At 64.7% G+C, this 23,106-nt stretch carries 17 protein-coding genes; 10 read left to right on the forward strand and 7 right to left on the reverse strand.

The features are described 5' to 3' along the window. Positions 1-181: 181 nt before the first annotated feature. From EYS42_RS10860 to EYS42_RS10870, 3 genes are read left to right on the forward strand one after another with little or no spacing between them, the layout of a single operon-like run. The gene (locus EYS42_RS10860) at positions 182-1,009 is read left to right on the forward strand and encodes a glycosyltransferase family 2 protein (protein ID WP_165456729.1); all 828 of its coding nucleotides are present in this window, start codon (positions 182-184) and stop codon (positions 1,007-1,009) included. Between the two features lie 7 nt (positions 1,010-1,016). Next, positions 1,017-2,306 carry an O-antigen ligase family protein gene (locus EYS42_RS10865; RefSeq protein WP_130968186.1) on the forward strand — a complete coding sequence of 430 codons (1,290 nt, stop codon included), beginning with the start codon at positions 1,017-1,019 and terminating at the stop codon, positions 2,304-2,306. 3 nt (positions 2,307-2,309) lie between these two features. Next, entirely contained in the window at positions 2,310-3,959 is a 1,650-nt protein-coding gene (locus EYS42_RS10870; RefSeq protein WP_130968187.1) for a right-handed parallel beta-helix repeat-containing protein, read from the forward strand. 57 nt (positions 3,960-4,016) lie between these two features. Here the strand turns inward: EYS42_RS10870 and EYS42_RS10875 are convergent, their stop codons facing one another. The 4 genes from EYS42_RS10875 to glnE form a co-directional block, all read right to left on the reverse strand. Further along, a complete protein-coding gene (locus tag EYS42_RS10875; protein WP_130968188.1) occupies positions 4,017-4,937 on the reverse strand; it encodes a polysaccharide biosynthesis tyrosine autokinase in 921 nt (306 codons plus the stop codon). A gap of 8 nt (positions 4,938-4,945) precedes the next feature. Next, a complete protein-coding gene (gene epsF, locus EYS42_RS10880; RefSeq protein WP_130968189.1) occupies positions 4,946-6,364 on the reverse strand; it encodes a chain length determinant protein EpsF in 1,419 nt (472 codons plus the stop codon). Between the two features lie 82 nt (positions 6,365-6,446). Beyond that, entirely contained in the window at positions 6,447-7,439 is a 993-nt protein-coding gene (locus tag EYS42_RS10885) for an EpsD family peptidyl-prolyl cis-trans isomerase (protein WP_165456730.1), read from the reverse strand. Between the two features lie 186 nt (positions 7,440-7,625). Beyond that, positions 7,626-10,550: a bifunctional [glutamate--ammonia ligase]-adenylyl-L-tyrosine phosphorylase/[glutamate--ammonia-ligase] adenylyltransferase gene (gene glnE, locus EYS42_RS10890; RefSeq protein ID WP_130968191.1), complete on the reverse strand. Its 2,925-nt coding sequence runs from the start codon at positions 10,548-10,550 to the stop codon at positions 7,626-7,628. Positions 10,551-10,690: 140 nt separating this feature from the next. On the opposite strand from glnE, the gene EYS42_RS10895 reads away from it, so the two are divergent. Further along, positions 10,691-15,100, forward strand: coding sequence for a YhdP family protein (locus tag EYS42_RS10895; RefSeq protein ID WP_130968192.1), 4,410 nt, complete (start codon positions 10,691-10,693; stop codon positions 15,098-15,100). 67 nt (positions 15,101-15,167) lie between these two features. Further along, on the forward strand, positions 15,168-15,689 hold the full coding sequence (locus tag EYS42_RS10900; protein WP_130968193.1) for a TlpA family protein disulfide reductase: 522 nt from the start codon (positions 15,168-15,170) through the stop codon (positions 15,687-15,689). A gap of 43 nt (positions 15,690-15,732) precedes the next feature. Here the strand turns inward: EYS42_RS10900 and EYS42_RS10905 are convergent, their stop codons facing one another. After that, positions 15,733-16,941 (reverse strand): hypothetical protein, encoded by a 1,209-nt coding sequence (locus tag EYS42_RS10905; RefSeq protein WP_130968194.1) that lies wholly within the window; start codon positions 16,939-16,941, stop codon positions 15,733-15,735. 125 nt (positions 16,942-17,066) lie between these two features. On the opposite strand from EYS42_RS10905, the gene EYS42_RS10910 reads away from it, so the two are divergent. From EYS42_RS10910 to EYS42_RS10930, 5 genes are all read left to right on the forward strand, one after another. Continuing rightward, positions 17,067-17,675 carry a hypothetical protein gene (locus EYS42_RS10910; RefSeq protein WP_130968195.1) on the forward strand — a complete coding sequence of 203 codons (609 nt, stop codon included), beginning with the start codon at positions 17,067-17,069 and terminating at the stop codon, positions 17,673-17,675. A 21-nt stretch (positions 17,676-17,696) separates the two neighbouring features. Next, entirely contained in the window at positions 17,697-18,155 is a 459-nt protein-coding gene (locus EYS42_RS10915) for a PTS sugar transporter subunit IIA (protein WP_130968196.1), read from the forward strand. Then, on the forward strand, positions 18,124-18,393 hold the full coding sequence (locus tag EYS42_RS10920; RefSeq protein WP_130968197.1) for an HPr family phosphocarrier protein: 270 nt from the start codon (positions 18,124-18,126) through the stop codon (positions 18,391-18,393). The genes EYS42_RS10915 and EYS42_RS10920 overlap by 32 nt, the downstream gene beginning before the upstream one ends. Before the next feature lie 222 nt (positions 18,394-18,615). Then, entirely contained in the window at positions 18,616-19,857 is a 1,242-nt protein-coding gene (locus EYS42_RS10925; RefSeq protein WP_130968198.1) for a SphA family protein, read from the forward strand. 21 nt (positions 19,858-19,878) lie between these two features. Beyond that, positions 19,879-20,547: a chalcone isomerase family protein gene (locus tag EYS42_RS10930; RefSeq protein WP_130968199.1), complete on the forward strand. Its 669-nt coding sequence runs from the start codon at positions 19,879-19,881 to the stop codon at positions 20,545-20,547. A 56-nt stretch (positions 20,548-20,603) separates the two neighbouring features. Here the strand turns inward: EYS42_RS10930 and EYS42_RS10935 are convergent, their stop codons facing one another. Then, on the reverse strand, positions 20,604-22,463 hold the full coding sequence (locus tag EYS42_RS10935; protein WP_165456731.1) for a M48 family metalloprotease: 1,860 nt from the start codon (positions 22,461-22,463) through the stop codon (positions 20,604-20,606). A 77-nt stretch (positions 22,464-22,540) separates the two neighbouring features. Further along, complete coding sequence (locus tag EYS42_RS10940) at positions 22,541-23,098, reverse strand: hypothetical protein (protein WP_130968201.1); 558 nt, start codon at positions 23,096-23,098, stop codon at positions 22,541-22,543. Positions 23,099-23,106 lie beyond the last annotated feature (8 nt).

Here is a 23,106-nt window from a genome sequence, read left to right on the forward strand (position 1 = left end):
CTGCCCTTCCGGCAGCCAGTCAACGCGAGAGAATACGCCCAAACCCGGGAGTCAGCCCCACAAACCCTGGTTACAAAGGGAACTCCCTTAGCCAGAGCCCCGGAACATGTGGCCCTCTCCGTTGTCCAATGGAGGTTTTGCTGCCAGGTTGTCACGGCAGCGCCAGAAGTCGTCCCATCGCATGAGCCTGCCCAAGATTTCCATCGTCACCTGCTCGTACCAGCAGGGTCAGTTCCTCGACGCCACGATGCGTTCGGTGCTGGACCAGCGATACCCCGAACTCGAATACATCGTCATCGACGGCGGGTCGAAAGACAACTCGGTCGACGTGATCCAACGCCACGCCGGTGACCTGGCCTATTGGGTGTCAGAGAAAGACAGGGGGCAGACTCACGCCCTGCAAAAGGGGTTCGAGCGAGCCACCGGAGAGATCCTGGGCTGGCTGTGCTCCGACGACCTGCTGCTGCCTGGTGCGCTTCAAGCCGTGGGCGAGTTCTTCAGGGACCACCCAGATGTGGACATGGTTTACGGCGATGCGCTCTGGATCGACGCGCAGGGCCGGTACATTCGCCCCAAAAAGGAAATGCCCTGGAGTCGATTCGTTTTCCTTTTCGACTTCAACTACATCGCACAGCCCTCATGCTTCTGGCGGCGCCGACTGCATGACAAAGTGGGTGGCCTGCAAGAAAAATGGAACCTGAACATGGATTCCGACCTCTGGCTGCGCTTTGCATCGGCCACACAGCCGGCCTACCAGCCGGGCTACTGGTCGGGCATTCGGGACTATCCAGAACAAAAAACCCGTGCCTTGCGACCTGCTGGACAAAAGGAATGGGATGCGCTGATCGCTCGTGAAGCACCGGCACTGGCCAGCTGGCCACGCAAGCCTCTCAACCTGACTGCACGCGCGCTTCGTGTGGGCAGCAAAATGCTCCATGGTGGGTACGGAGCGCAGCCCCCCCGCGCGCTGGTGGAGAGCCTGAAACGTTACGAGATCTCGGGAACCTGAGGCCGCCATGTCCAGCCGATCGACGCGAGCCAATGACATCTTGATGACCGGGCGTGTACGCACCCCGGACAGCCTGGAGATGACCGATTACTTTGTGCTGTTCAGCCTCTTCCTGGTGCTGGGTTGGTCGATCGACCCCATGCGTTGGCAGCTGGAATCGGTACCGGGCCTGAAGCGCTTCCCGCAGATCATGCTGGGGATCAACTTTGCGTTCATCTTCCTGGGCAAAGCGCTGTTTCAATTCAAAGCACCACGCGTGAGCGGCACACGAACGCTGCTGGAACATCGCTGGCTGGTGCTGTTTGCGCTGTTCGTCGTGGCCGGCAGCCTGTTCGCCAAGTACAAGAACCAGATCGACGAAACCTTCCTGACGCTGGGACTGTTCACACTGACGGCCCCACTGATGCATTGGTACACCCTCAATGCCAGGGCCCCGTGGAAGTTGCTAAAGGCCATCCTGGGTGTGTTCATTTTCTGGTCTCTGGTGACCCTGGCTGTTCAGTTTTACTTCTTTAGGCGCATTGAGATCTTCCATGCGCGGGAACACATCGTGCTGCCGATTGCCGGGGCCATGTTCTATTACCACCCCAACAAGATGGCCCGTGTTTTCGGTGTGCTGCTGGTGATCACGGCCGCCATTGCGGTCAGTAAAATCACGGCCTTCATCGTCGGCACCATGACCCTGATCTACCTGTTCGGGGTCTCGCTGTTCACACGGATTCACCGTCAGAAGGACGGACTGATCAAAACCTTTGTGGTGGTGGGATTCGTCTCGGCCGTGATCTTGGCGATTACCGCGGTCGTGGTCGCCTACTTCACCGCCGGTCAGGCGGCCCCGTCGGGGAACATCGGCTACCGCGCGCACACCTACGAAATGGCCTGGAAGAAATTCCTGGCTTCTCCGGTGTGGGGCAATGGTTTCACCAAGGAGGCGGTCATTGATTTCGACCTGTTCACGGTGGAAACCAACACCCAGCGCCTTCCCACCCACAGCGATCCGCTGGACATCCTGGCCGCAGGTGGGCTGATCGGCGGGCTGCTGTGGCTCGCCAGCTTGTGGCCCAAGGTGGTGAGGGCATTTCGAGAAGTCACCTTGCGCAGAGGCTCATTGCCCTGGGACCAGTTCATGGTTCACCAATCCATGATGATGATGGTGGTCGGGGGCGTGGTGGTGGCGGCCTTCAACCCCATCCTCAACATCCCGAACACTGCCATCGCATTCTGGTTGGCGCTCGGGTGCCTGGCCACGACCACCCAACTGGGTCTGCAGACCCTGTCGGAGCACAAAAGGAGCTGAGCGATGAAAGCAGCTGGTTGGCGAACAGGGCTGTTGATTCTGGTGGGCGTGACGGCATGGGGCACATCACACGCCGAGGTGATCAGGGTGAGCCCTGATCAGAACCTGGACGCAGCCGTGGCTCGCCTTCGTGCCGGCGACACCCTGTTGCTCAGCGCTGGTGTCTATCGACAGACCTTGCTGCTCAATGGCAAGCGTGGTGGCTTGGCCGAGCCCATCACGATCGAAGGTGTCGGCGATGCCACCATCATCCGAGGCTCCGACGTGCTCAAGCGCTGGACCCCTCTGGGCAATGACCTCTACAGCCATCCGCTGAAAGAGGAAAGCTCCATGGTGTTCGTCAATGGCAACGCGTTACAGCAGATCGGCGGCACCTTGTACGACGGGTACCCGCTGAACCCGCAGAGCGATTACAGAGACCTGCACAAAAGCGAGGGCGGCATCTGGCTGGGCCGGGTGCCTGACGTGAAACGCCCCCAGGAATTACCCCCGGAAAGCTTCTGGTACGACGCCACCCTGAAGACGCTTTACGTGCGCAGTCGTCAAGACCTGCAACATGCTCTGGTGGAGGCTTCGCAACGAACACGCGCGGTTGAAGCCGAAGGCGTGGGCAACATGGTGTTTCGCAAGTTCAGGGTGCAACATGCCAACACCGCGGTCCGGGGCCGCGGCGCCGCCATGACCGTGCGGGGCGACAACCTTGTGATTGAACAGATCACGGCCGACTGGAACGACGCGATTGGCTTGGGCACCAACGGCACGCAGGTGCGGGTTTCTGACGTGCGCGTGGCCTACAACGGGCAACTGGGCATGTCGGGTCAGGGATACAAGCACCACATCGAGCGTGTGACGGCGGTGCACAACAACCGTCGCAAGTTCAACAAATGGTGGGAAGCTGGCGGCTTCAAGTTCATCGGCAATGGTGGCTTGCGCGATTCGGTGTTCGAGCACTGCGTGGCCCTGCACAACCTGGGGGACGGCATCTGGTTCGACTGGAAGAACCGCAATGTCGACATCCGCCGCAACTTGTCGGCCTACAACACGGGCTTCGGGATTCACTTTGAAGCCAGCGGGCCAGGCCTGATCCAGCACAACGTGAGCGTTGGCAACGGACAGCGCGGCATCTACCTCTCAGCCTCGCACCAGACGCAGGTGCGCCACAACCTGATCATCGGCAATGGGCTGCAGGGCATCGCTTCAGCCCTGGAGGACCGCGCCGACGAGAACGGGGTGAAGTTCACCGCCAAAGGCAATCGCTTCCACCGCAATGTGATCGCATGGAACAAGGAAGGCGCCTTGTTCATTCCGGAAGATGACGCAGAGCGATCCAACCACAACGTGTTCCTGGGGCGCGAACGCCACATGATGTTCAGCGTGGAGTTCCCGTCACTCACCCGCCCCAGCCGCCAGGGCTTGACCGAGTGGAACCAGCAGACCGGGCAGGACACACGCTCCTGGTCCTGGGACGTGCCAATGCCAGCGACGTGGTCCACATACTTGAACAAGCAGTCCACCGACATGGCACCACTGGCCAGGCTGCTTCAGGATGTCCGCCGCACCCCTCCTGCTGACCAGAGCACGCTGGGCAGTGAGAACCGCGCCTTGAAGCTGCGTGTACCGATCGAAGACGCCGGCCCGGATTGGGTTCGTTGAAATCGAAACCCGATGGCGTCAACGTGGTGCCCACCGCCACGCGATGGGCCCTGGGCGTCAGTGATCGTTGAGGATCACACCCACCAAGTTCACCTGACCGATGCGCGCGGTGCTGGAGAGGTTCTGCATGACATGCAGATTGCTCTTGTCGCGTCGCGCCATCATGACGGCAGCGCCACACTTGGCAGCAATGACCGCATAGTCGGCGCCCAACGAGGCGGCAGGCGTGTCCACGATGATGCGGTCGAATTTGGCCAGCAGCTCACGGATCAGCAGACCAAAGGCCGGCCGCTCGACCAATTCGAGCGGGTTGGGCGGGACCACGCCGACAGGCAACACATACAGGCTGGGCAACTCGCGCACGTGATGGATCACGTTGCTGGCTGCACGGCCCGACAGAATGGTTGACAGGCCAGCGCCCTTGTCAGACAAACCGAAAATCTCGTGCTGGCGCGGGTTGCGCATGTCGGCATCGATCAGCAGTGTCTTGCCGGACAACTGGGAAAATGCAGCGGCCACGTTGGCGGCGAAGTAGCTCTTGCCGTCACCGGTGTCGGGACTGATCACCGAAATCGCCTGTTTGGGCTGATCAGGGTCACTGAACAGCTTCATGATCAGGTGGCTTCGGATGGTGCGGAAACCCTCCGCCTGCTCTGAGAACGGTTGGTTGGCAACCACCAGATCCGGGTGCAATCCCTTGGCGCTGTCTTGCGAATAGGGGTAATGGAACTGCTGAGCCAGGGCCCAGAGCACGTCGTCGGAACTGGCCAACCCCAGGGCCACGGCGGCTTCACCAAAGCGAACACCGTGCTCGCGCTGGTAGGCCAGCACTTTCTCGATTTGCTCGGCAGTCAGGCTGTTGGCCTGGCTGATGATCTCGCCAATGGTTCGTTCACCCGGGGCTTGCTGGGTCGTGTCCTGGAACTCGGATTCAAGCATGGTCGACACGGTGGGCTTGGATTGAGGGGCTTCCGTCATGGTCGAACTCAGCGGCTGGGGACGACCTGGCGGCCGAGTTTGAGGGTGTTCAGCATGCGACGAGCCATCGACAGCTTGCGGGGGCCCGGCGGAGGCAGCACACCAATCACGGGCAACTCCAGCACCTGGATGATGTCGGTGGTGGTGCGGACCCGGCGATCCAGCAGTTCGGCTGCCAGCGTGAGGAACAAAGTGATGATCACGCCCAGAGACAAGGCCAGCACGATGTTCAGGCCCATCTTGGGGAACGAATGGTCAGGTGGCTCCACTGCCGGGCTGAGCAGGTAGGAGTTCGACTGGTTGTTGCTGCCTTCCAGGCTGGACTGGCTCTGGCGCAGCGAAATGCTTTCGTAGATGCGCTGTGCGTTGGAAACTTCCTGTTCAAGCAGCACCAGCTGGTTGCGCTTTTCCTTCATTTCAAGCAGTTTGCTGCGCTGATCCTCATACGCCGCGCGTGCAGCCGCTTCACGTTCGCGAAGCACCGTGTCGTTGGACTTCACAACACCTGCCACCTTGGTGATCTCGCTGCGCAGACGTGCCTCGTGCTGGGCGATGCTGGCGCGCATCTGGATCACCTGGGGATGTTTGTCACCCAGGTTGATCTGAAGCTCGGCCAGGCTGGCCTGCAGGCGCGCAAGGTCGGCCTTGTGCTGCATGACGACACCGTTGGTCGCGACTTCCACAGTGCGCTCAGGACCGGATTCGGCCACATCACGGCGACTGGTGGATTCCACGCGCAGGGCGCGGATGCCGCTGAGTTGTGAGCCCAGTTCATTGAGCCGCACAGTTTCCATGTCCAGGCGCTCGTCGGTCAGCACCACGCCCTGCTGCTTCTGGGCCTGAGCCAACGCAGACTGAGCCTCTTCAAGTTGCTTGCGTGCCGCAGTCGCGCGCTCTTCAAAGAAGCCGGCGTACTGGCGTGCGGGGTCTGTGCGCAATTGCACCAGGGTGTCGAGGTAAGACTTGGCGAACGCGTTGGCCAGAACGGCCGCGAACGTTGGCTCGATGGATTCGTATTCGATCTCGAGCACCGTCGAATCTTTGGAGGGCTTGACGATCAGGCCCTTGAGCAGCGTTTTGCCCAGCCAGTCTTCAAATGAACCCTTGCCCTGGGTTTCTTTCTTCCATTTGGCCTGGGTTTCTTCGCTGCGCATCAGGTTGAGGTCTCTGACCACCTTGCGCGCCACATGGTCACTCTGGATGATGCTGGTTTGCGTGGCCAGCACAGCATCAGGCTGCATGATGCCGTTGGATGCAGCACCCGTGAGCGGATCCACCTTGAAGTCAACCACCACCGTCGCGGTGGCTCGGTAACTCTTGGGCCACAACTTGCCGTGCAAGACCGCCAGGGTCAGGATCAATCCGAACACGATCCACGCCAATCGACGATGGGCTTTCAGGATGCGATAGAACTGTTCAAACGTCATGTGCGGGCACTCGGGTACAGCAGTCCGCCCCAGCGGCCACCGGGGCGGGATTTACATCAGCAGGTTTTCGGCCGTTTTTGAGTTATTTCAAGCCCGACAGACCTTTGCTGAGGGAATCGGCGTCGAGCCCTGCCGAGGCAGCAGCCGATGCAGCTGGAATGACCGACGTCGCGGCAGGGGCCGCAGCCGAGGCACCCGATGCCGCTGCTGCCGGCTTCTCGGCGAACTTGCCGACATACTCGATCTTGGCCGCAGCGCGCATGTCCTTGATGTGTTTTTGCATCCACTCGTTGCGACGGGTTTCACCCAGGAATCGCTCGATCAGCGGTTTGGCCTGTTCGAAGGTCAGGGGTTGCGAGCGGCTGGCCGCCACCAGGATGGCCTTCATGCCACCCTCACCCTGCTGATAAAGCGCCTGGCCATCCTTGAGGGCACCGATGCGGTCGACCAGGTTCAGCGGGATGTTTTCAGCCGGCTGGGTCACTTGGTTGACCACGAACTTCAAGCCCGAATCTTTCAGTGTTTCAACGAAAGCCTGGGGGGAGCCTGCGGCTTCCAGCTTGGCCTGGAGGGCCTTGGTGGCTTCGGCTTCACCCGCGATGGTGAACTCTTGCAGCATGTACACGCGACGTTCGGAGAACAGCGCGGGCTTGGAGTCAAAGTACTTGCGCACTTCATCGGCGGAAGGGGTGGGCACGCCAGCAGCGGCTGCCTTCTGGATGTAGGCCTGTGCCAGGGTGGCTCGGCGCTGTGCGTCGAGCAACTGGACGATCTTGGGGTCGCGGTCCAGCTTGTCTTCCACGGCTTTTTCAACCGCGAGTTGCTGGTCGATCAGACCTTCGAGGATCTGGCGACCAGCGGCATCGGCCATTTCAGGGCGCAAGCCGGGCTGCCGCTCGAGCATGAGATTGATCTGATGGACGGTGAGTTCTTCACCGTTGACTTTGGCCGCAGCCTGACTGGCTCCCTTTTCGCCTTCCTTGTCCCCGCCGCAGCCGGCCAGCAGGGCGGCTGCCACGAGGGCGGGGACCAGTGCCACACGGGCCACGGCGAATTTGCGTTGCTTGTTGTGCATGACGAAGTGCATAGGACAGTAGAGAAGGAGATGTCGAACAGTGCGGTAGACCCGCTTTCGACGATCTGGTTCCTGCCTGTTTTGCATTCACAGGCAGGAGAGGCCAGAGTTTAAGAGGCCTCACCCCTCGTTTTGGGGTCAATTCGGCGATGGCGCCCCCGAGTATTCCCGCACGCCCCACGCGGATCAGTGTCTGGTCAACCCGAAGACGTGTTGCCACAGTTGCAGAACTGCGTCACGCAGTGGGGCCATGTCAGAGCGACCCGCCACCAGTTCCAGCCGGGTCGGCGCCTCATTCAGGCGCGCCCTGTGCTGCAAGCGTCGCAGGGTGCGGTAAGCGTCCCCCGCCGCGCGTCCGACGCCGGGCGGCAACAGGCCAGCGTCTTCGGCGATCTGCAACAGGGCGATGTTGCCCAGGTTGCCCAGCAATTCGGGGGTGCGGTGGCTGTGGGCCAGCACCAGGAATTGCACGGTGAATTCGACGTCGATCATGCCACCTGGGCTGTGCTTGAGGTCGAACTCTTCGGGCGGGCAGGCGTGGGCCGCACGCAGTTTCTCGCGCATGGCCACCACCTCGTCGCGCAGGGCAGGCACATCGCGCACCGTGGAGAGCACGGCGTTGCGGGTGTCTTCAAAGCGGGCGGCCAGGGCCGGCTCACCGGCACACCAGCGGGCACGGGTCAGGGCCTGGTGTTCCCAGGTCCAGGCGGTGTTGCTGCCGCGCTGGCGCTGGTAATCGTCATAGGCATGGAAGGACGACACCAGCAGGCCCGAGCTGCCATTGGGGCGCAGGGCCGTGTCGATGTCGAACAACTCGCCCGTGGAGGTGCGCAAGGTGAGCCAGTTCACCAGCTTGCGAGCGAAGGCCATGTAGGCATCGATCGGGCTGGGGGCGTCGGGGCCGCCGCCGTCGGTCGGGTCATCGTCCTGGGTGTCGTCGTACACGAAGACCAGGTCCAGGTCACTGCCGTAACCCAGCTCCTTGCCGCCCAGCTTGCCGTAAGCGATGACGGCAAAGTGCGGGGCACGGCCCACGCACCAGGAGGCCATCTTGCCAGGGCGCAGTTGCAGGTGGGACCAGGCCCAGCGCAGGGCCATTTCCAGTGTGGCATCCGCCAGGGCCGAGAGGTCATCGGCCACCTGCTCGACCGTGATCAGGCCTTCGACGTCGCGCACCAGGGTGCGGAACACCTCGGCGTGGTGGGCGCGGCGCAGGGTGTCAAGCAAGGCTTCCTCGTCGGCCTGGCCGGTGCGCTGCCAGGCTTCATGGCGCTCGGACAACTCGCGGATGAAGGTGGCGCGCTCGAAACGGCCGTCGAGCAGGCGGGGGTCGGCCAGCTCGTCGATCACGCCGGGGTGCTGCATCAGGTAGCGCATGGGCCAGCGGGCCAGGCCCAGCAAGCGCAGCAGGCGCCGCAGCACTTCAGGGCGTTCGGCCAGCATCGACAGGTAGCTGTCGCGGCGCAGCAAAGGGTTGAGCCAGTCGACAAAACGCAGCACCGCGGCTTCGCCCAGGGTGACGCCATCTTCTCCGGTGGGTTCGCTCAGGGCGATCTGGGTGGCGCGGCCGATCAGCTTGGCCAGGCGCAGTTTGGCCGCATCGGACAGCATGGCCACCTTGGGCTGCTGCACGAACTGGTGCACGTGGCTGCCAATGGCGGGCGGCAGGTGGGCCAGGAATTCTTCGCTGTCGACGGGACGGGGTGGGCCGCCACAGCCACCACCACGGCACGGGCCTTGGCCGGGCGCACGACCGTCGTGCAACAGGGCGTCGAACTCGGTGGCCACGAACTCGCGCACCTGGCACAAGGCTGCCATGAGCTGGCAGGCGCCGGTGTCGCAATCGTCCGAACGTTGGCCGAGCAGCTCGGGCGTTTCGTCCAGGCCCAGGCTGGCCGCAATCCAGGCCAGATCGACTGGCTGGGTGGGCAGCAGGTGGGTCTGCTGGTCGTCCAGGTACTGGATGCGGTGCTCGATGCGGCGCAGCAGCACGTAGCAGTTGGCCAGTCGCTGGGCCGTGTCGGCAGGGATCAAGCCCCGCGCGGCCAGGCGCTTGAGCGCCTTCAGCGTGGAACGGGTGCGAATTTCGGGGAACTGCCCGCCGCGCACCACCTGCAGCAGCTGCACGGTGAATTCGATTTCGCGGATGCCACCACGCGAGAGCTTGACGTCGTTGGCGCGCTCGGGGCGCCCGGCGGCCCGGCGGGTGGCTTCGTCGCGGATCTTGCGGTGCAGCTGGCGCAGGGCCTCGAAGACGCCGTAATCCAGGTAGCGGCGGAACACAAAGGGAATGACCACATCGCGCAAGGCCAGCGAAGCCTCCCGGCGGCTGCCACCGGGCATGGCCTCGACTGGGGCCACCACGCGGCTCTTGAGCCAGGCGAAGCGTTCCCATTCGCGCCCCTGCGTGAGGAAGTATTCCTCCAGCATGGACAGGCTGACCACGGCCGGCCCCGAGTTGCCGTTGGGGCGCAAGGCCAGGTCCACCCGGAACACGAAGCCGTCTTCGGTGGTGTCGCCAATGAGCGCGTACAGCCGCTTGACCACGTGGCTGAAGTATTCATGGATGGAGATCTGGCCGCTCAAGCCGCCACGGCCATCGTCCACCCCGGCGGTGGTGCCATCTTCTTCGTAGACGTAAATCAGGTCGATGTCGGACGAGACATTCAGTTCGCGCCCGCCCAGCTTGCCCATGCCCACCACCCACAGATCGACCCGGCGCCCCTGGGGCCCGATGGGTGCGCCATGTCGTTCGTCAAATTCGGCCTGGGCAGCGGTGAGCGCACGGTCGAGGGTGACCTCGGCCAGCTGGGTCATGGCAGCGGTGACATCGGCCAGCGCCGCATGGGCTTCGACGTCGAGCGTGGCCAGCCGCTCCAGCACCAGCTGCCTGGCCACCCGCAGGGCGGACGCCAGGGGGCGCCCCCCAGCCAGCAAGTGCTCGATCAGGGCCTGCAAGGGGGCCGCCAAGGGCACGCCAGGGTGCTGATCGGCAAACCAGGCGCGCTCGGTCTCGTACCGCCGCCGGATGCGTTGCACATAGCGGGAATGGCTGGCACTGGCGACCGGAGGAAGCGGCTCGTGGCCGGTGGCAGGAGAAAGCTCAGACATGAACCGGCAAAGGGCGTGTGCTAGGGTAGAAGGTTGTCGGGCCTGGGCCCCAGGGTGCACTGTTGGGGCCTCTGGGGGGCTGAGCCAGACACCGCGCTGCCTGATGCGCGCGGTGGCTCGACGATCGATCACGCTGTTTCATGCCCCATTCCCCATCCGAACACCACCCGACCCGGCCGGACACCGTGGGCCATCGTGCCCCACGTTCCGGCAGCCTGGTCAGAGGGCTTGCCCGCTGGACCCTGCTCACGGTGGGCGTGACCTTGGCCGCCCTGGTGGCTGCCTGGTGGATCCTGTTGCATCAGATTGTGCCCAAAATCGGCCAATGGCGTGAGCCGATCGCACAACAGGCCTCGGCGCTGCTGGGAATGCCGGTGCAGATCGGCCAGCTCAGTGGCAAGGCCCGCGGCTGGCTGCCCGAGCTCACCCTCGACAACGTGGTGCTGAACGACACCGCCGGGCAGCCTGCCCTGCGCCTGCCGCAGGTGGTGGTGCGCCTGTCGTCGGCCACGTTCTCGCCACGGGCACTCTGGCGCCAGGAAGTGCATGTCGACGAACTGACGCTGGTGCGGCCCAGCCTGGACATCCGTCGTGACACCCAGGGCCGCCTGCATGTGGCCGGCCGTGTGATCGACCTGCAGCAAGGCCCGACAGGCGACCACCAGCCCTTGCTCGACTGGTTGCTGAGCCAGCGCCTGCTGCGCATCGAACAAGGGCGAATCCAGTGGCACGACGAATGGCGGCAGGCGCCGCCTCTGGCGCTGGAGCAGGTCGACCTGAGCATGCGCATGCGCAACAACCTGATCCGCCGCAGCCACGACTGGACGCTGTCTGCGACGCCGCCGGCTGCGTTCGGCCAGCGAGGTCGCTTCGAGGCCCGCATCACGCAGCCACTGTGGCTGCGCGAGGGTGTGGCCACCAGCGAGCCCCACTGGTGGTCGCGGTGGATCGGCAGCCCCACAGCCTCCAGCGACTGGCGCAGCTGGTCGGGGCGGGCCAGCGTGGTGCTGCCGCAGGTGGATGTGCAGGCGCTGCGCCACCACGCGCAGTTGCCTTTTGACCTGCAAGGCGGGCACGGGGCGCTGAGCCTGCACCTGGACATGGTGCAGGGCCAGCCCCGGCAGGTGGGCCTGGACGTGTCCATCAGCGATGTGAACCTGCGGCTGGCGCGCGAACTGCCCGCGCTTCGCTTTCGGCGCATCGACGGGCACATCGAGGCCCTGCATGAGCCCACCCGCACACAACTGGCCTGGCAGAAACTCACGTTCCAGACCGACGACGGCCTGACCTGGCCAGCCAGCCAGGCCCGACTGCAATGGCGCCACCCTGCCGCCAGCCCGTCTGCAGGTACGGCAGGCCCTTCGGCGCTGCTGCCCGAACTGCAAGGCGAGGCCTGGGAGCGCACACTCGACGGACAACTCGACATCGACCACCTCGACCTGGCCATCCTGGCCCGCCTGGCCGACCGCCTGCCCCTGGCGGCCGGCCTGCGCGAACAGTTGCAGGCCCTGGCGCCGCGGGGTGTGGCGCGGCAGCTGTCGCTGAGCTGGGAGGGACCGGCCCTGGCGCCCCGCACTTACAGCACCCGCGGCCAGCTGGTGGGGGCCGCCTGGGACGCCGCTGGCTACCCAGGGCTGTCTGGCGCCAACCTGAGCTTCCAGGCCACGCAAAACGGTGGACAGGCCTCGGCGGACATCGGGCAAGGCTGGGTGGAATTCCCGGGTGTGTTCGACGAACCCCGCATTCCGGTTCAGCAACTCAAGGCCCAGGTGGGCTGGACCGTCACGCCCCGCGCAGGCCTGCCCCCGATGCTGGCCGTGGATGTGAAAGACGCGCACTTTGCCAACGACGACGCGGAAGGCACCGTGAGCGCCCGCTGGGAAACCGGCCCAGGCGAGGGCGTGGGGGCCGAAGGCCGCTACCCTGGCCGCATGACACTCAAAGGCATGCTCAGCCGGGCCCGGGGTGACCGGGTGTGGCGCTACTTGCCCTCCAGCATCCTGGTCGATGCCCGCCACTATGTGCGTGACGCCGTGCGGGAAGGGCATGCCAGCCAGGTTCAGTTTGCACTGAACGGCGACCTCTGGCACTTTCCTTTCCCCAAGGACCAGGGGGGGCATTTCCACGTGCATGTGCCCCTTCAGGATGTGACGCTGGACTACGTGCCGATGGCCCGCAAAGCCAGCGCGCAGGGTGCTGGAGCCTCTGCCGGAGCTTCTGCTGACCCTTACTGGCCCATGTTCAGCCGGCTCAATGGACGGCTGATCTTCGAAGGGCAGTCGATGCGCATCGAAGACGCCACAGCCGTGCTGCAAGGGGTGGGCTCCGGCGGCTACCGCCTGCAGAGCGTGCGCGGTGAGATCGATGACCTCGCGGCCGATGAACCCGTGTTGCGCATCGAGGGCAAAGGCCAGGGCCCCCTCGATGACCTGCTGCACTACGTGAACACATCGCCCGTGGGCGCCTGGACCGATCAGCTGCTTCAACAGGCCCAGGGCCGCGGCGATGCCCGACTGGAGTTGGCACTGGACATCCCGCTGGCACGGGTCGAAAAGGCCACCGTGAAGGGGCAGGTCAGCCTGCAGGACAAGGATCAGGCCGCGCTGCGTCTGTCGCCAGGCATGCCATGGCTGAGCCAGGCCCGCGGCACCGTGCAGTTCACCGAAAACAGCATCCAGGTGCAGACCCAGACCCGCGTGCTGGGCCAAGACATCCGCCTGTCGGGTGAGCGCGATGCCCAGGGGGTGCCCCGCTTCACGGCCAACGGGCTGCTGACCGCCGAAGGCCTGCGCAACAGCACCGAATGGCCCGCCCTGGCACGACTGGCTCGGCAAATGAGCGGCCAGACGCCGCTGACCGTCAGTGTGGCCCTGGCGCGCAGCCGGGGTGCCTCTGGGGGGGCTGCGAGCAACAAAGGAGGGAGCCTGCGCCCTGAACTCCAGCTCCACAGCACCCTGCAAGGCCTGGGTCTGACCTTGCCAGCCCCCTTCGCCAAAAATCCGCAAGACGCCTGGCCCCTGAAGATCACACATCGGACCGAAGGCGCTCAGGGCGAAAGCGATCACCTGTCGGTCGAACTGGCCTCGCCTCAGGCACTCAACCTGGACTACCGCCGCGAGCGCACAGAAGGTCGCATGAAGGTGCGGCAAGGCACATTGCTGCTGGGTACCAACTCAGGTGCGGGCGGCTATGCCGACCGCGTGATCGCACGCGCCCAACTGCCTGTACTCGACCTGGACGCCTGGCAAGCCGTGCTGGCCACACTGAACGAGCCAAGCGCCACACCGACCGCACCGTTGGCTGGCACGCCTGTCGCACCCAGCACAACGCCCGCGGCCGAGACCTGGTCCGAACTGTTGCCTTCAAGCGTGCAGTTCCGGGTGGCCGACCTGGTGTGGAGACAACGCCACTTCAAGGACATGTCAGTGGCCTTGAGCCAGCCGGCGCCGCGCCAGTGGCGTGCTCAGGTGGAAGCACCCTTGATGGCCGGCACGGTCGACGTGCGGCAGGACGGTGCCAACCGCAAAGTACAAGCTCGCCTCAGCCGCCTGTCGGTGCCCGCAGCAGAAGCCGACCAGCTCGAACGTCAGGGGGCGCTGCAGCTGATGGGCGAAGAAACCCCCGCGGTGCCCGCATTGGACTTGGTCATCGACCAGTTCGAATGGCGTGGTCTGCCGCTCGGCAGGCTGGAGGTTGAGGCCGTGAATCGCCCGCTCCAGGCCAGTGGCCTGACCGAATGGCGGCTGGCCCGCTTGAAACTGGCCTCTCCCGACGCCACGCTCACTGCCAGCGGCAACTGGGCACCCGTGGGGGCACAAGCCAGTGCGACGCCCTTCCCCCCGATGGGCAAGGGTGCCGCAGCCCACCGGGCCGCCTTCACGTTCACCCTGGACCTGCAAAACACTGGTGGTCTGATGGGGCGCCTGGGCCAGCCCCAGACCCTCAAGGGTGGACGGGGCAAGCTGTCAGGGCAGGTGTCGTGGCTGGGCTCGCCCCTGGAGCCTCACGCCGCCAGCCTGCAAGGGGAGATGAAGGTGATCATCGACGAAGGCCAGTTCCTGAAGGCTGAGCCCGGCATGGCGAAGCTGCTGGGCGTGCTGAGCCTGCAATCGCTGCCACGCCGTCTGGTGCTCGATTTCCGCGATGTGTTCCAGCAGGGCTTTGCCTTCGACCGCATTGAAGGCGATGTGCGCGTTCAGCAAGGCGTGGCCGACACCCGCAACCTGCGAATGCGTGGCGTGCAAGCCATCGTGCTGATGGAGGGGCAGGCCGACCTCAGCCAGGAAACGCAGAACCTGCGGGTGTTCGTGGTGCCCGAGATCAATGCGGGCACCGCGTCTTTGGCATATGCCGCCATCAACCCGGCTGTCGGACTGGGTACTTTCATTGCGCAGGTGCTGCTGCGCAAGACGGTGGTTGAAGCCAGCACCCGCGAATTCACGGTCAAGGGCTCCTGGGCTGACCCGCAGGTCGAACGTGTGCCACGCACTTCAGTGCCCACCGCAGAGCTGCCACAGGGCGGCACCGCCAAGGCACAATCGGGCGGCTGAGCCCCGTGGCCAGCCCTCTCTGCCAGCTTCCGCCCATCGCCGTCAACCTTCATCGCACATTGCCACCATGGACCGCACGCATGTTGAACACCTGCCTTGCACCCGCCGACACTGGCTGGCCCTGACCGCTGTCGCGCCACTGGCGTTGAGCGCCTGCAGCCAAGACCAGGGCTCACGTGCGCCCGACGTGCCGTTCACACAGCTCGACGGCAAGGTCGTGCCCATGGCAGACCTGCAAGGCAAAGTCACGTTGGTGAACTTCTGGGCCACCAGCTGCTCGACGTGCATCAAGGAAATGCCTGAACTGGTCGCCACCCATCAGAAGTTCCAGGCCCGCGGATTCGAGACCCTGGCCGTGGCCATGAGCTATGACCCCCCGGCCTACGTGATGCAGTTCGCCGAAAGCCGTCAACTGCCCTTCCGGGTGGCCATCGACCACTCTGGGGATCTGGCCAAAGGCTTCGGTGACGTGCAACTCACACCAACCACCTTCTTGCTGGACAAGCAGGGGCGCATCGTCAAGCGCTACGTCGGCGCCCCCGATTTCGCAGCCATGCACCAGCTGATCGACAAGTTGCTGAAGGCCTGATCAGCTGGGGCGGTGGCCGTCGGACGTCGGCACCACTGCACGCTCAACGCGCCCGGGTGAGTTCATGCACCAACGCAGCGGGCAGCGAATCGAGCAGCGCTTCTCGCCCCACACGGGCCATGCCCGTGGCGCTGTTGTCAGACAACTCGAACACCTGACCTTCTTCCAGCAGTTCGATGGCGACAAAATCTGGGGCCTCCAGGCGGATGCTGGCCAGCAACTGATCGAGGCGCAAGCCCTTGAGCGACGACTCGAACACCAGTGCATGCGGCAGGCTGTCGCGACAGAATGTGGTCGCCTCGGTCACGGTCGACACGAAATCGACCACCATGCCCATGGCTCGCAAAGACTCGCGCACCAGCAGTCGCAAATCGCGTCGATGAGCCACAACCAGCACATGGCTGCCCGCCAAGGGACGTGAGTTCAACGTGCTGGAAAAGCCAGGGACGTCGCTTGACAGGGGCAAGGTGTCGTCCATCAGGGTGTGGGATACCGTGCCCGGAAACTCAATTTGCACATCGACATGCCAGGGCATCACCGACCGTGTCACTTGCAAGCCCATGCTGCGTGCGTATTGATCGGCCAGGTGCCAGGCCAGCGCCTGCAGTCCTTCAGGCTGAGGTGTCTCCTGGCCGGCCTGCCACGTGTCAATGGCTCCGGTGACCACCCGCAAGCGCAAGATGCCATGCGCAGGCCATGGCTGCATGGACAGCGACCACTCGATGGCGCCGTGGGCACAACCGGCCGCCCAGTCGATCAGGCTGTTGAGCAAGGCGAACAGCATGGAGGCGTCCACCCGAACCTCGACCGACTCAAGCGTCTGGTGCACCGAGATGCCCCGGGCCTGCAACTCGCGCGCACGGTGTGACAGCACCGACTGAAGGGTGTGGGTGAGGTGAACTCGCTCATGGCTGGGGTGCACACGCCCGGTGGCCAGCCGCGTGATCTGCTGACATTGAATGCCAGCCTGACGCGCACGGGTGACCTCGCCAAGCAAGGCCTTGAGGCCTGATCGGTCGATCTTGCCTGTGCCCACCAGGGCATCGATGCGTTCCAGGGCCGTGGTCAGCGGTTCAGCCAGTTCGCGCCCCACCTGTGTGAGCAGCTCCTGAAATCGCATCAGCTCGGCCTGGGTGCGTTGCAACACCGCCTGGTCGACCGACTGCCCTTCGGTGCCTGGGGCCAACTCAGGCGAATCGGCACCCAGCAGGGTGTCGTGTGGCAGCTGGAAGATGGGTTCTGATCGCTCCATGGCAGGATGCTGGTGTGAGGTCCCTGAAAACAATGAGTGTGGGCGCATGCCCCACTGTCGTCCACCCCCGGCACGGGTGAAAGCCCGCACGCCAGATTTCACCCCATGGAAGGATTTGACACAAGATGCCCCGTCTGCCCTCACGTGTCGCCCGGCCCACCTCGCTCTGCGGCCTCATGGGTGCCCTGGGCCTCCTGCTGACCCTGGGCGGGTGCAGCCCTGCCCTGGACTGGCGCACGCTCAATCCCACCGAAGCCCCTGGGCTGAGCATGGCGTTTCCCTGTAAGCCCGACATGCTGAGCCGGCCTCAGGCCCTGGCCAGCCTGGGCCAGCGTGCCGTGCAACTGACGCAGTGGCAATGCGAGGCCGACGGCATCCGATGGAGCCTGATGCGCGCCCAGGCCGACACGCCCGAGATGCGCCTGCAACTGCTCAAGGCCCTGCGCGAAGGCCTGGGGCGCAACATGAGCCCACCCGAAGGCCAGGAGGCACGCCTGAAGCGCGTGGCCGACCTGAAGCATCCGGCAGGCCGCACGCCGCACCCCGACGAGGGCCAGTACCTGATCGAAGGCCAGTTACCGCGCATTGATGCGCCTCCGGCGCCCATGCATGCCGTGTTGTGGCAGTTCAGCAAAGGCATGGACGTGTACCAGTTGGGCGCCTGGCACCCCACGTTGCGGCCCGACGACCCCCGCCTCGCACCATTTGCAGAAGGTGTGAATTTTCGTGACTGACCGACCGATAATCAGCTTTGTATGCCCGGCCTGCTGATCATTGCCCACGCGCCCCTGGCGACTGCCCTTCGGCAGGCCGCTGCGCACACCTTTGCCGATGCGGCCGAGCACATCGAGGCCCTGGACGTGCAGGCCAACCTGAGTTGCGAGGAAATCGAAGCCCAGGCCCGCATCCTGCTGACCGGCCTGACCGAGCGAGACGAACGCCACGAAGCCCTGATCCTGACCGACGTGTTCGGCGCCACCCCGTGCAACGTGGTGCAGCGCCTGGCCGACGGACAACTCATCAAGGTCATCACCGGGGTGAACGTGCCCATGCTGTGGCGCGCCCTGAATTACCGACACGAACCCCTTGACACCCTGGTCACGCGCGCCGTGGCGGGCGGCACCCAGGGCGTGATGCAGATCGCCTCGCCACGTCCGCAAAACCAGGCGATCCACCCAAGCCATGATCAAGACCACCGTCACCATCAGCAATAAGCTGGGCCTGCACGCCCGCGCATCGGCCAAGCTCACCAAGCTGGCCAGCAGCTTCCCCTGCGACGTCTTCCTGACCCGCAACGACCGCCGCGTCAATGCCAAGAGCATCATGGGCGTGATGATGCTCGCAGCCGGCCTGGGCACCACGGTGGAACTCGAGTGCAGCGGCACCAAAGAGCAGGAAGCCAACGACGCCATCGTGGCCCTGATCAACGACAAGTTCGGCGAAGGCGAATGAGCCCTCGGGGCCCGCTCTGGCCCCGCCGCACTGACCACCGCCCCGCAATGGCCCGCGAGACTGTCTCGCAGAGGCCACATTTCCGGTCAAACCCTGAGGCCGATCCCCCGTCTGCGGAGGCCACGCAAGCCCTTGAAGGCTTGACACTTCATGGTTCATGTACAGATTCGCTGCGCCGCGTCGATGACACACAGGCCTGAACGTCACAACTGAGGAATTCCCATGCAACGCTCCAAGAAGTCGACCCTTTCCATGACGCTGGTGGCGGGCGCCGTGGCAAGTGCCCTGGCCTTGTCGGCCCAGGCCGCTGAAAACCGCGCGCAACGCTACACCGCCGGCCTGGGCGGCACCGACATGACCACCATGCTCACCCCGGGCTGGTACGGCCAGGTTGCGGCCATTCACTACCACGCCACCAAGCTGAAAGACGCTGGCGGCAACCGCGTGGGCACCTTGAGTGGCGGCTCGGTGAGCGCAGCCCAGGTGGGCCAGGCCGCAGGCGGTGCCCTGATCGGGACGGGACTCGCAGGCTTCGCGGCCGGTGCAGCCACCAACGTGGCCGCCCGAGTGGGTGCTGCAGGTCTGCAGTACAGCACCAACCTGGACAACATCCGCACCGACGCCTACGTGCTGCTGCCCCGCCTGACCTACATCAGCAACCAGAAACTGCTGGGTGCGCACGTGGGCTTCACCGTGATGATGCCCATCATCGAGCGCCAGACCCGCATCAACGGCAGCAACAGCTTTGTCAACCAGACCGCCAACATCGCCGCCGGCTACAACGACACCAACCCGGCCATCAACGTGGGCGCCCCCACGGCTGCGGCCAGCGTCAACGCCGGCATCCAGTCGAATGTGAACAGCCAGGTCGCAGCGACGCTGGCGGGCCGCTCCGGCACGCGCGCCGGCCATGGCGACCTCGAATTCGCCCCCGTGTTCAACTGGGAAATTGGCGACCACCAGACCGCCACCCTGACGCCCACGATCGTGCTGCCCACCGGCCGCTATGACGCTGGCGCCCCCGTGAACCCCGGCTTCGGTGATTTCTACACATTCCGCCCGTCGTTCCAGTACGGGTTCATCGGTGACGGCTGGGACGTGGGCGCTCGCGCCATCTTCTCGTTCAACACCCGCAACAAGGACACCGGCTACAAGAGCGGCACCATGTTCAACCTGGACTTCGCCCTCATGAAGTTCGTGTCGGACGACGTGCGCCTGGGCCTGCAGGGTTATGTGGTGCAGCAACTGACCGACGACAAGAGCGATGTGGCCGCCACCCAGGCCACCATCAACGCAGCTGATGGCGCCAAGATGCGTGCCTACGCCCTGGGCCCGGCCCTGGGCTGGATCGTCAACGGCGGCGAAATGGTCGTCGAAGGCAAGCTGCTCAAGGAGTTTGGTGCACGCAATCGCTCGGAAGGCGGCACCTACATGCTGATGCTGTCCAAGCCTTTCGGTCTGTGATCGGAGTCGAGGGAGTCTCCCATGCATCTGCCAACGATCGCTCCCTCCCGTGGCACCACCGATGAACACGACGGCAGCCGCCGACAGTTCATGGTGAGTGCCGCCGGCGCAGCCCTGCTGCCGTTCGCCACCGAAGCGCAGGCCGACGTCGAATTGGAAGGGGTCACCCTGGAAGAAACCATCACCGTGGGCGGGCGCAAGCTGGTGCTCAATGGTGCCGGTGTACGCCGTCGGGGCTATTTCAAAGCCGATGTGACCGCGCTGTACCTGCCGGAAAAACGTACCACGCCCGAGTCGATCTTCAAGCTGGACGGCTATCGCCGCATCCAGCTGAACATCCTGCGTGATTTCACCTCATCGACCATTTCGCGCATCTTCATCTCCGACTTCAAGCAGGCGGCCACCGAAGAAGAGTTCAAGAAACTCATCGAAGTGATCAGTCTGGTCGGTGGCGCGTACAGCAACGTCAAACGGGTCACCAAGGGCGACGTGGTCGATCTGGACTGGGTGCCGGGCAAGGGCTGGATGGCCTTTCTCAATGGCAAAGGCCTGCAGGTCCAGGGTGCAGGCACTGACGCCATCAACAATGAACTGGCCTACCAGATCTACCTGCGCATGTACATCGGTGCCTCAGCGCCTGAAGACCTGCGCAATGGCCTGCTGGGACTGACCAAGTTGAACAGGGTCTGAGTCTGAGGCCTGCGCCGAGGCGCTTTGTGTCAAGAAGGCCGGAAGCCGTTGGGGTGTCAAGCTTTTGGGAACTGCGAAGCCAGTGCCGGAGGCAGCGGCGAATCCAGCAGCCCCGCCACCAGTCGCAACGCATTGGCGGCTTCGATGCGCATCAGCCCGCCCGGGCTGTGATTCAAGGCCTCTTCCACCCAGGCCCGCAACAACTGCGGCCGTATCGACCATGACAGCTCCTGCACGCCCGCCAGGGCGTGGATCAGCTCGTCGGCGCCCGGCGGCACACAGTCAGGCAGCTGGTCAGCCGGCACGCCGCAACGGCGCATGACCCCACGAAACCAGGCGCGGCCAGTGCCTTCAGGCGGTCCTTTCGGTACGACCACCGGCACCAGCCGGGCCAGGTAAGCCGAGAAAGTGGCCACATGAAACCGCTCGTCTTCGGACAACTGGCTGAGGTCTCGCCCCTGTCCGGTGATGGGTCGGATCAGGCCCAACGGCGCTCCGGCCGCCACCTCACCCATGCGGTGCCGCGCCACCAGCCACCACAGGCGGTCCATGGCTGACACCCGACCATCGGCCTTGAGCAAGTTGCGCAGGCTGATGACCAGGTCCCGACGGCTGCTCAGTGATTCGTATGCCAGTTGCCCCAGCAGACGCTCATACTCGGGCACCCGCCAGGCCGGGGGCAAGGCCAGCACGTCACGCAAGATACCGGGCGCCCAGGGGTGGCCGAAACTCTGCTCACGCCAGAAGCCTTCTTCAGCCTGCTGCCCAGGGCGCACCATGAACGCCAGCAAGGCCAGTCGCCGTTGGAGAGGTCCTGACAAGGCCCGCAGTCGGCCCAGAGCCTCGGTGGCTTCAGGGGTCAAGCCCGGTGGCGTGATCAGGCGGGCTGGCACGCGGGGTGGCAGCGACGCGGGCTCGCTGTCACCCGCCATGCCGGAGGCTCTGAAGGCGCTGTCGTCGAGCGCCATGCGAGGCTCGAGCACAGCGTCCTTCATCTCGAGCAGGGCTGGGGTGGGCAACGGCGGCAACAGGGCCCCGTAGAGGCGCATGACCCGCTCGCTCAAGGGTGGGTGGCCACTGAGCCAGCCGGCTGTGCCGGGCAGGTGCAGCCACAACACTGCCAGGGCGTCAGCGCCAGGGTGGCGAAAGCCGTCGACCTCAGACTGCCTTTCGTGCATCAGCTTGCGGAGCACACGACCCAGGCCATCAACGTCTCGGGTCAGGTGGGTGGCGCGGGCGTCGCAGCGCACATCCAGCTCGCGAAACACCGCCATCGGCAACAGGCGCCCAGCCACCCAGCCTGGCCAACCGATTGCCGCCAGCAACGCGCCTGCTGCCCAGCGCCACGGAGGCACCTGCCCCTCTGCATCAGGGGCCATCAGTCCACGCCCAGCATCGTGCACGCACGACAGGCCCTTCACCATGGCCACGATTTGCCGGTCGGTGCGGCCATGTCGCACGGCCAGTCGGGCGAAGGCATGGGCCAGCAACCCCTGCAACTCGCCGCGGTTCAGCCGGTTCAGCGCACCTTGCGTCACACACAGCGAAGCGTCTGCGGGCTGCCAGCCGGCCATCAGCACATTGATGCCCGGCTCCTGGGGCAGCACGAACACGCGGGGCACAGGCTGCCCGGCGGCCAATGCCACCTCATCGATCACGTTGAGCAAACGGCGGTACAGCGCGTCACCGCTGTCCTTCACCTCGAGCCCTCCCAGACGCAAAGCCAGGCCCTGGCTGCCGTGCCGGCGCAGTCGCCAGCCCTCCCAGGCTGTCACCAACAGCACCCCCAGCGCCAGCACCAGACTCACCAGCACGAACGGGGCCAGCGGCCAGCCGCGATGAAAGGGGAACACTGCCTTGAACACAAGGGCAAGCAGCACATTACCCACCACCAGCAGGGCCAGAAGGTGCAGCATGAAGAGCGGCCAGACCGGCCTGGGTGGCGGAACCTGATCCGACAGGGCCACAGGCGGCGCACGCCGAGTCACCGCACTCATGCGGCGCCTCGCGCAGGCGGCATCGCCTCACCCCAAGTAGGCAAGGTTGGCAAAGGCCGATGCCTGGCCAACCACGACACCACGCGCGAAGGCCAGCGTTCACAGGCCAACAGGTGGACCTGGGCTTCCCGGTTGTAATTCGCCAAGGCGAAGTCCAAGCTCTGCTCAGCCTGGCGCCAAGCGGCATGCTCGCCGTCGCTCAACAGGGCATGCGGGTCGTCCAGTACCGCCAGGGCCACCTCACGGGCGGAGGCCAGGGCCAGGCCACAACTGCGCAAGCTGGCCGCGTCGTGGCGTTGCACTCGGGCCAGCGCCACGGCTGCCTGCAGTTGCTGATCGGCTGCCCGACATCGCTCGGCCAGGTCATGACCACCAGAAACGGCAGCCAGTGCCTCGGAATGGGTCAGCCAGGCAGGGCTGCGCTGCGCCAGCAACAGCGCCACCTGACCAAAGGCCTGTACTGCGTTTTGCCGAAGGGACAACAGGCGCTGATGCACACCCACCGTCCAGAACAGCAGCAACGTGCTCAGCGCCATCAGGAGCCACACCCCCATGCTGACCC

Source organism: Aquabacterium lacunae, assembly GCF_004310865.1.
Lineage (GTDB): Bacteria > Pseudomonadota > Gammaproteobacteria > Burkholderiales > Burkholderiaceae_C > Aquabacterium > Aquabacterium lacunae.

What these genes read in the sequence shown, in the direction of transcription:
- EYS42_RS10920 (WP_130968197.1), top strand. Translation starts at nt 18,124, where the DNA reads ATGATCAAGACCACCGTCACCATCAGCAATAAGCTGGGCCTGCACGCC.
- EYS42_RS10915 (WP_130968196.1), top strand. Translation starts at nt 17,697, where the DNA reads ATGCCCGGCCTGCTGATCATTGCCCACGCGCCCCTGGCGACTGCCCTT.
- EYS42_RS10895 (WP_130968192.1), top strand. Translation starts at nt 10,691, where the DNA reads ATGCCCCATTCCCCATCCGAACACCACCCGACCCGGCCGGACACCGTG.
- EYS42_RS10885 (WP_165456730.1), bottom strand. Translation starts at nt 7,439, where the DNA reads ATGCACAACAAGCAACGCAAATTCGCCGTGGCCCGTGTGGCACTGGTC.
- EYS42_RS10940 (WP_130968201.1), bottom strand. Translation starts at nt 23,098, where the DNA reads ATGGGGGTGTGGCTCCTGATGGCGCTGAGCACGTTGCTGCTGTTCTGG.
- EYS42_RS10925 (WP_130968198.1), top strand. Translation starts at nt 18,616, where the DNA reads ATGCAACGCTCCAAGAAGTCGACCCTTTCCATGACGCTGGTGGCGGGC.
- EYS42_RS10860 (WP_165456729.1), top strand. Translation starts at nt 182, where the DNA reads ATGAGCCTGCCCAAGATTTCCATCGTCACCTGCTCGTACCAGCAGGGT.
- EYS42_RS10865 (WP_130968186.1), top strand. Translation starts at nt 1,017, where the DNA reads ATGTCCAGCCGATCGACGCGAGCCAATGACATCTTGATGACCGGGCGT.
- EYS42_RS10935 (WP_165456731.1), bottom strand. Translation starts at nt 22,463, where the DNA reads ATGCTGCACCTTCTGGCCCTGCTGGTGGTGGGTAATGTGCTGCTTGCC.
- EYS42_RS10870 (WP_130968187.1), top strand. Translation starts at nt 2,310, where the DNA reads ATGAAAGCAGCTGGTTGGCGAACAGGGCTGTTGATTCTGGTGGGCGTG.
- epsF (WP_130968189.1), bottom strand. Translation starts at nt 6,364, where the DNA reads ATGACGTTTGAACAGTTCTATCGCATCCTGAAAGCCCATCGTCGATTG.
- EYS42_RS10910 (WP_130968195.1), top strand. Translation starts at nt 17,067, where the DNA reads ATGCCCCGTCTGCCCTCACGTGTCGCCCGGCCCACCTCGCTCTGCGGC.
- EYS42_RS10905 (WP_130968194.1), bottom strand. Translation starts at nt 16,941, where the DNA reads ATGGAGCGATCAGAACCCATCTTCCAGCTGCCACACGACACCCTGCTG.
- EYS42_RS10930 (WP_130968199.1), top strand. Translation starts at nt 19,879, where the DNA reads ATGCATCTGCCAACGATCGCTCCCTCCCGTGGCACCACCGATGAACAC.
- glnE (WP_130968191.1), bottom strand. Translation starts at nt 10,550, where the DNA reads ATGTCTGAGCTTTCTCCTGCCACCGGCCACGAGCCGCTTCCTCCGGTC.
- EYS42_RS10875 (WP_130968188.1), bottom strand. Translation starts at nt 4,937, where the DNA reads ATGACGGAAGCCCCTCAATCCAAGCCCACCGTGTCGACCATGCTTGAA.
- EYS42_RS10900 (WP_130968193.1), top strand. Translation starts at nt 15,168, where the DNA reads ATGGACCGCACGCATGTTGAACACCTGCCTTGCACCCGCCGACACTGG.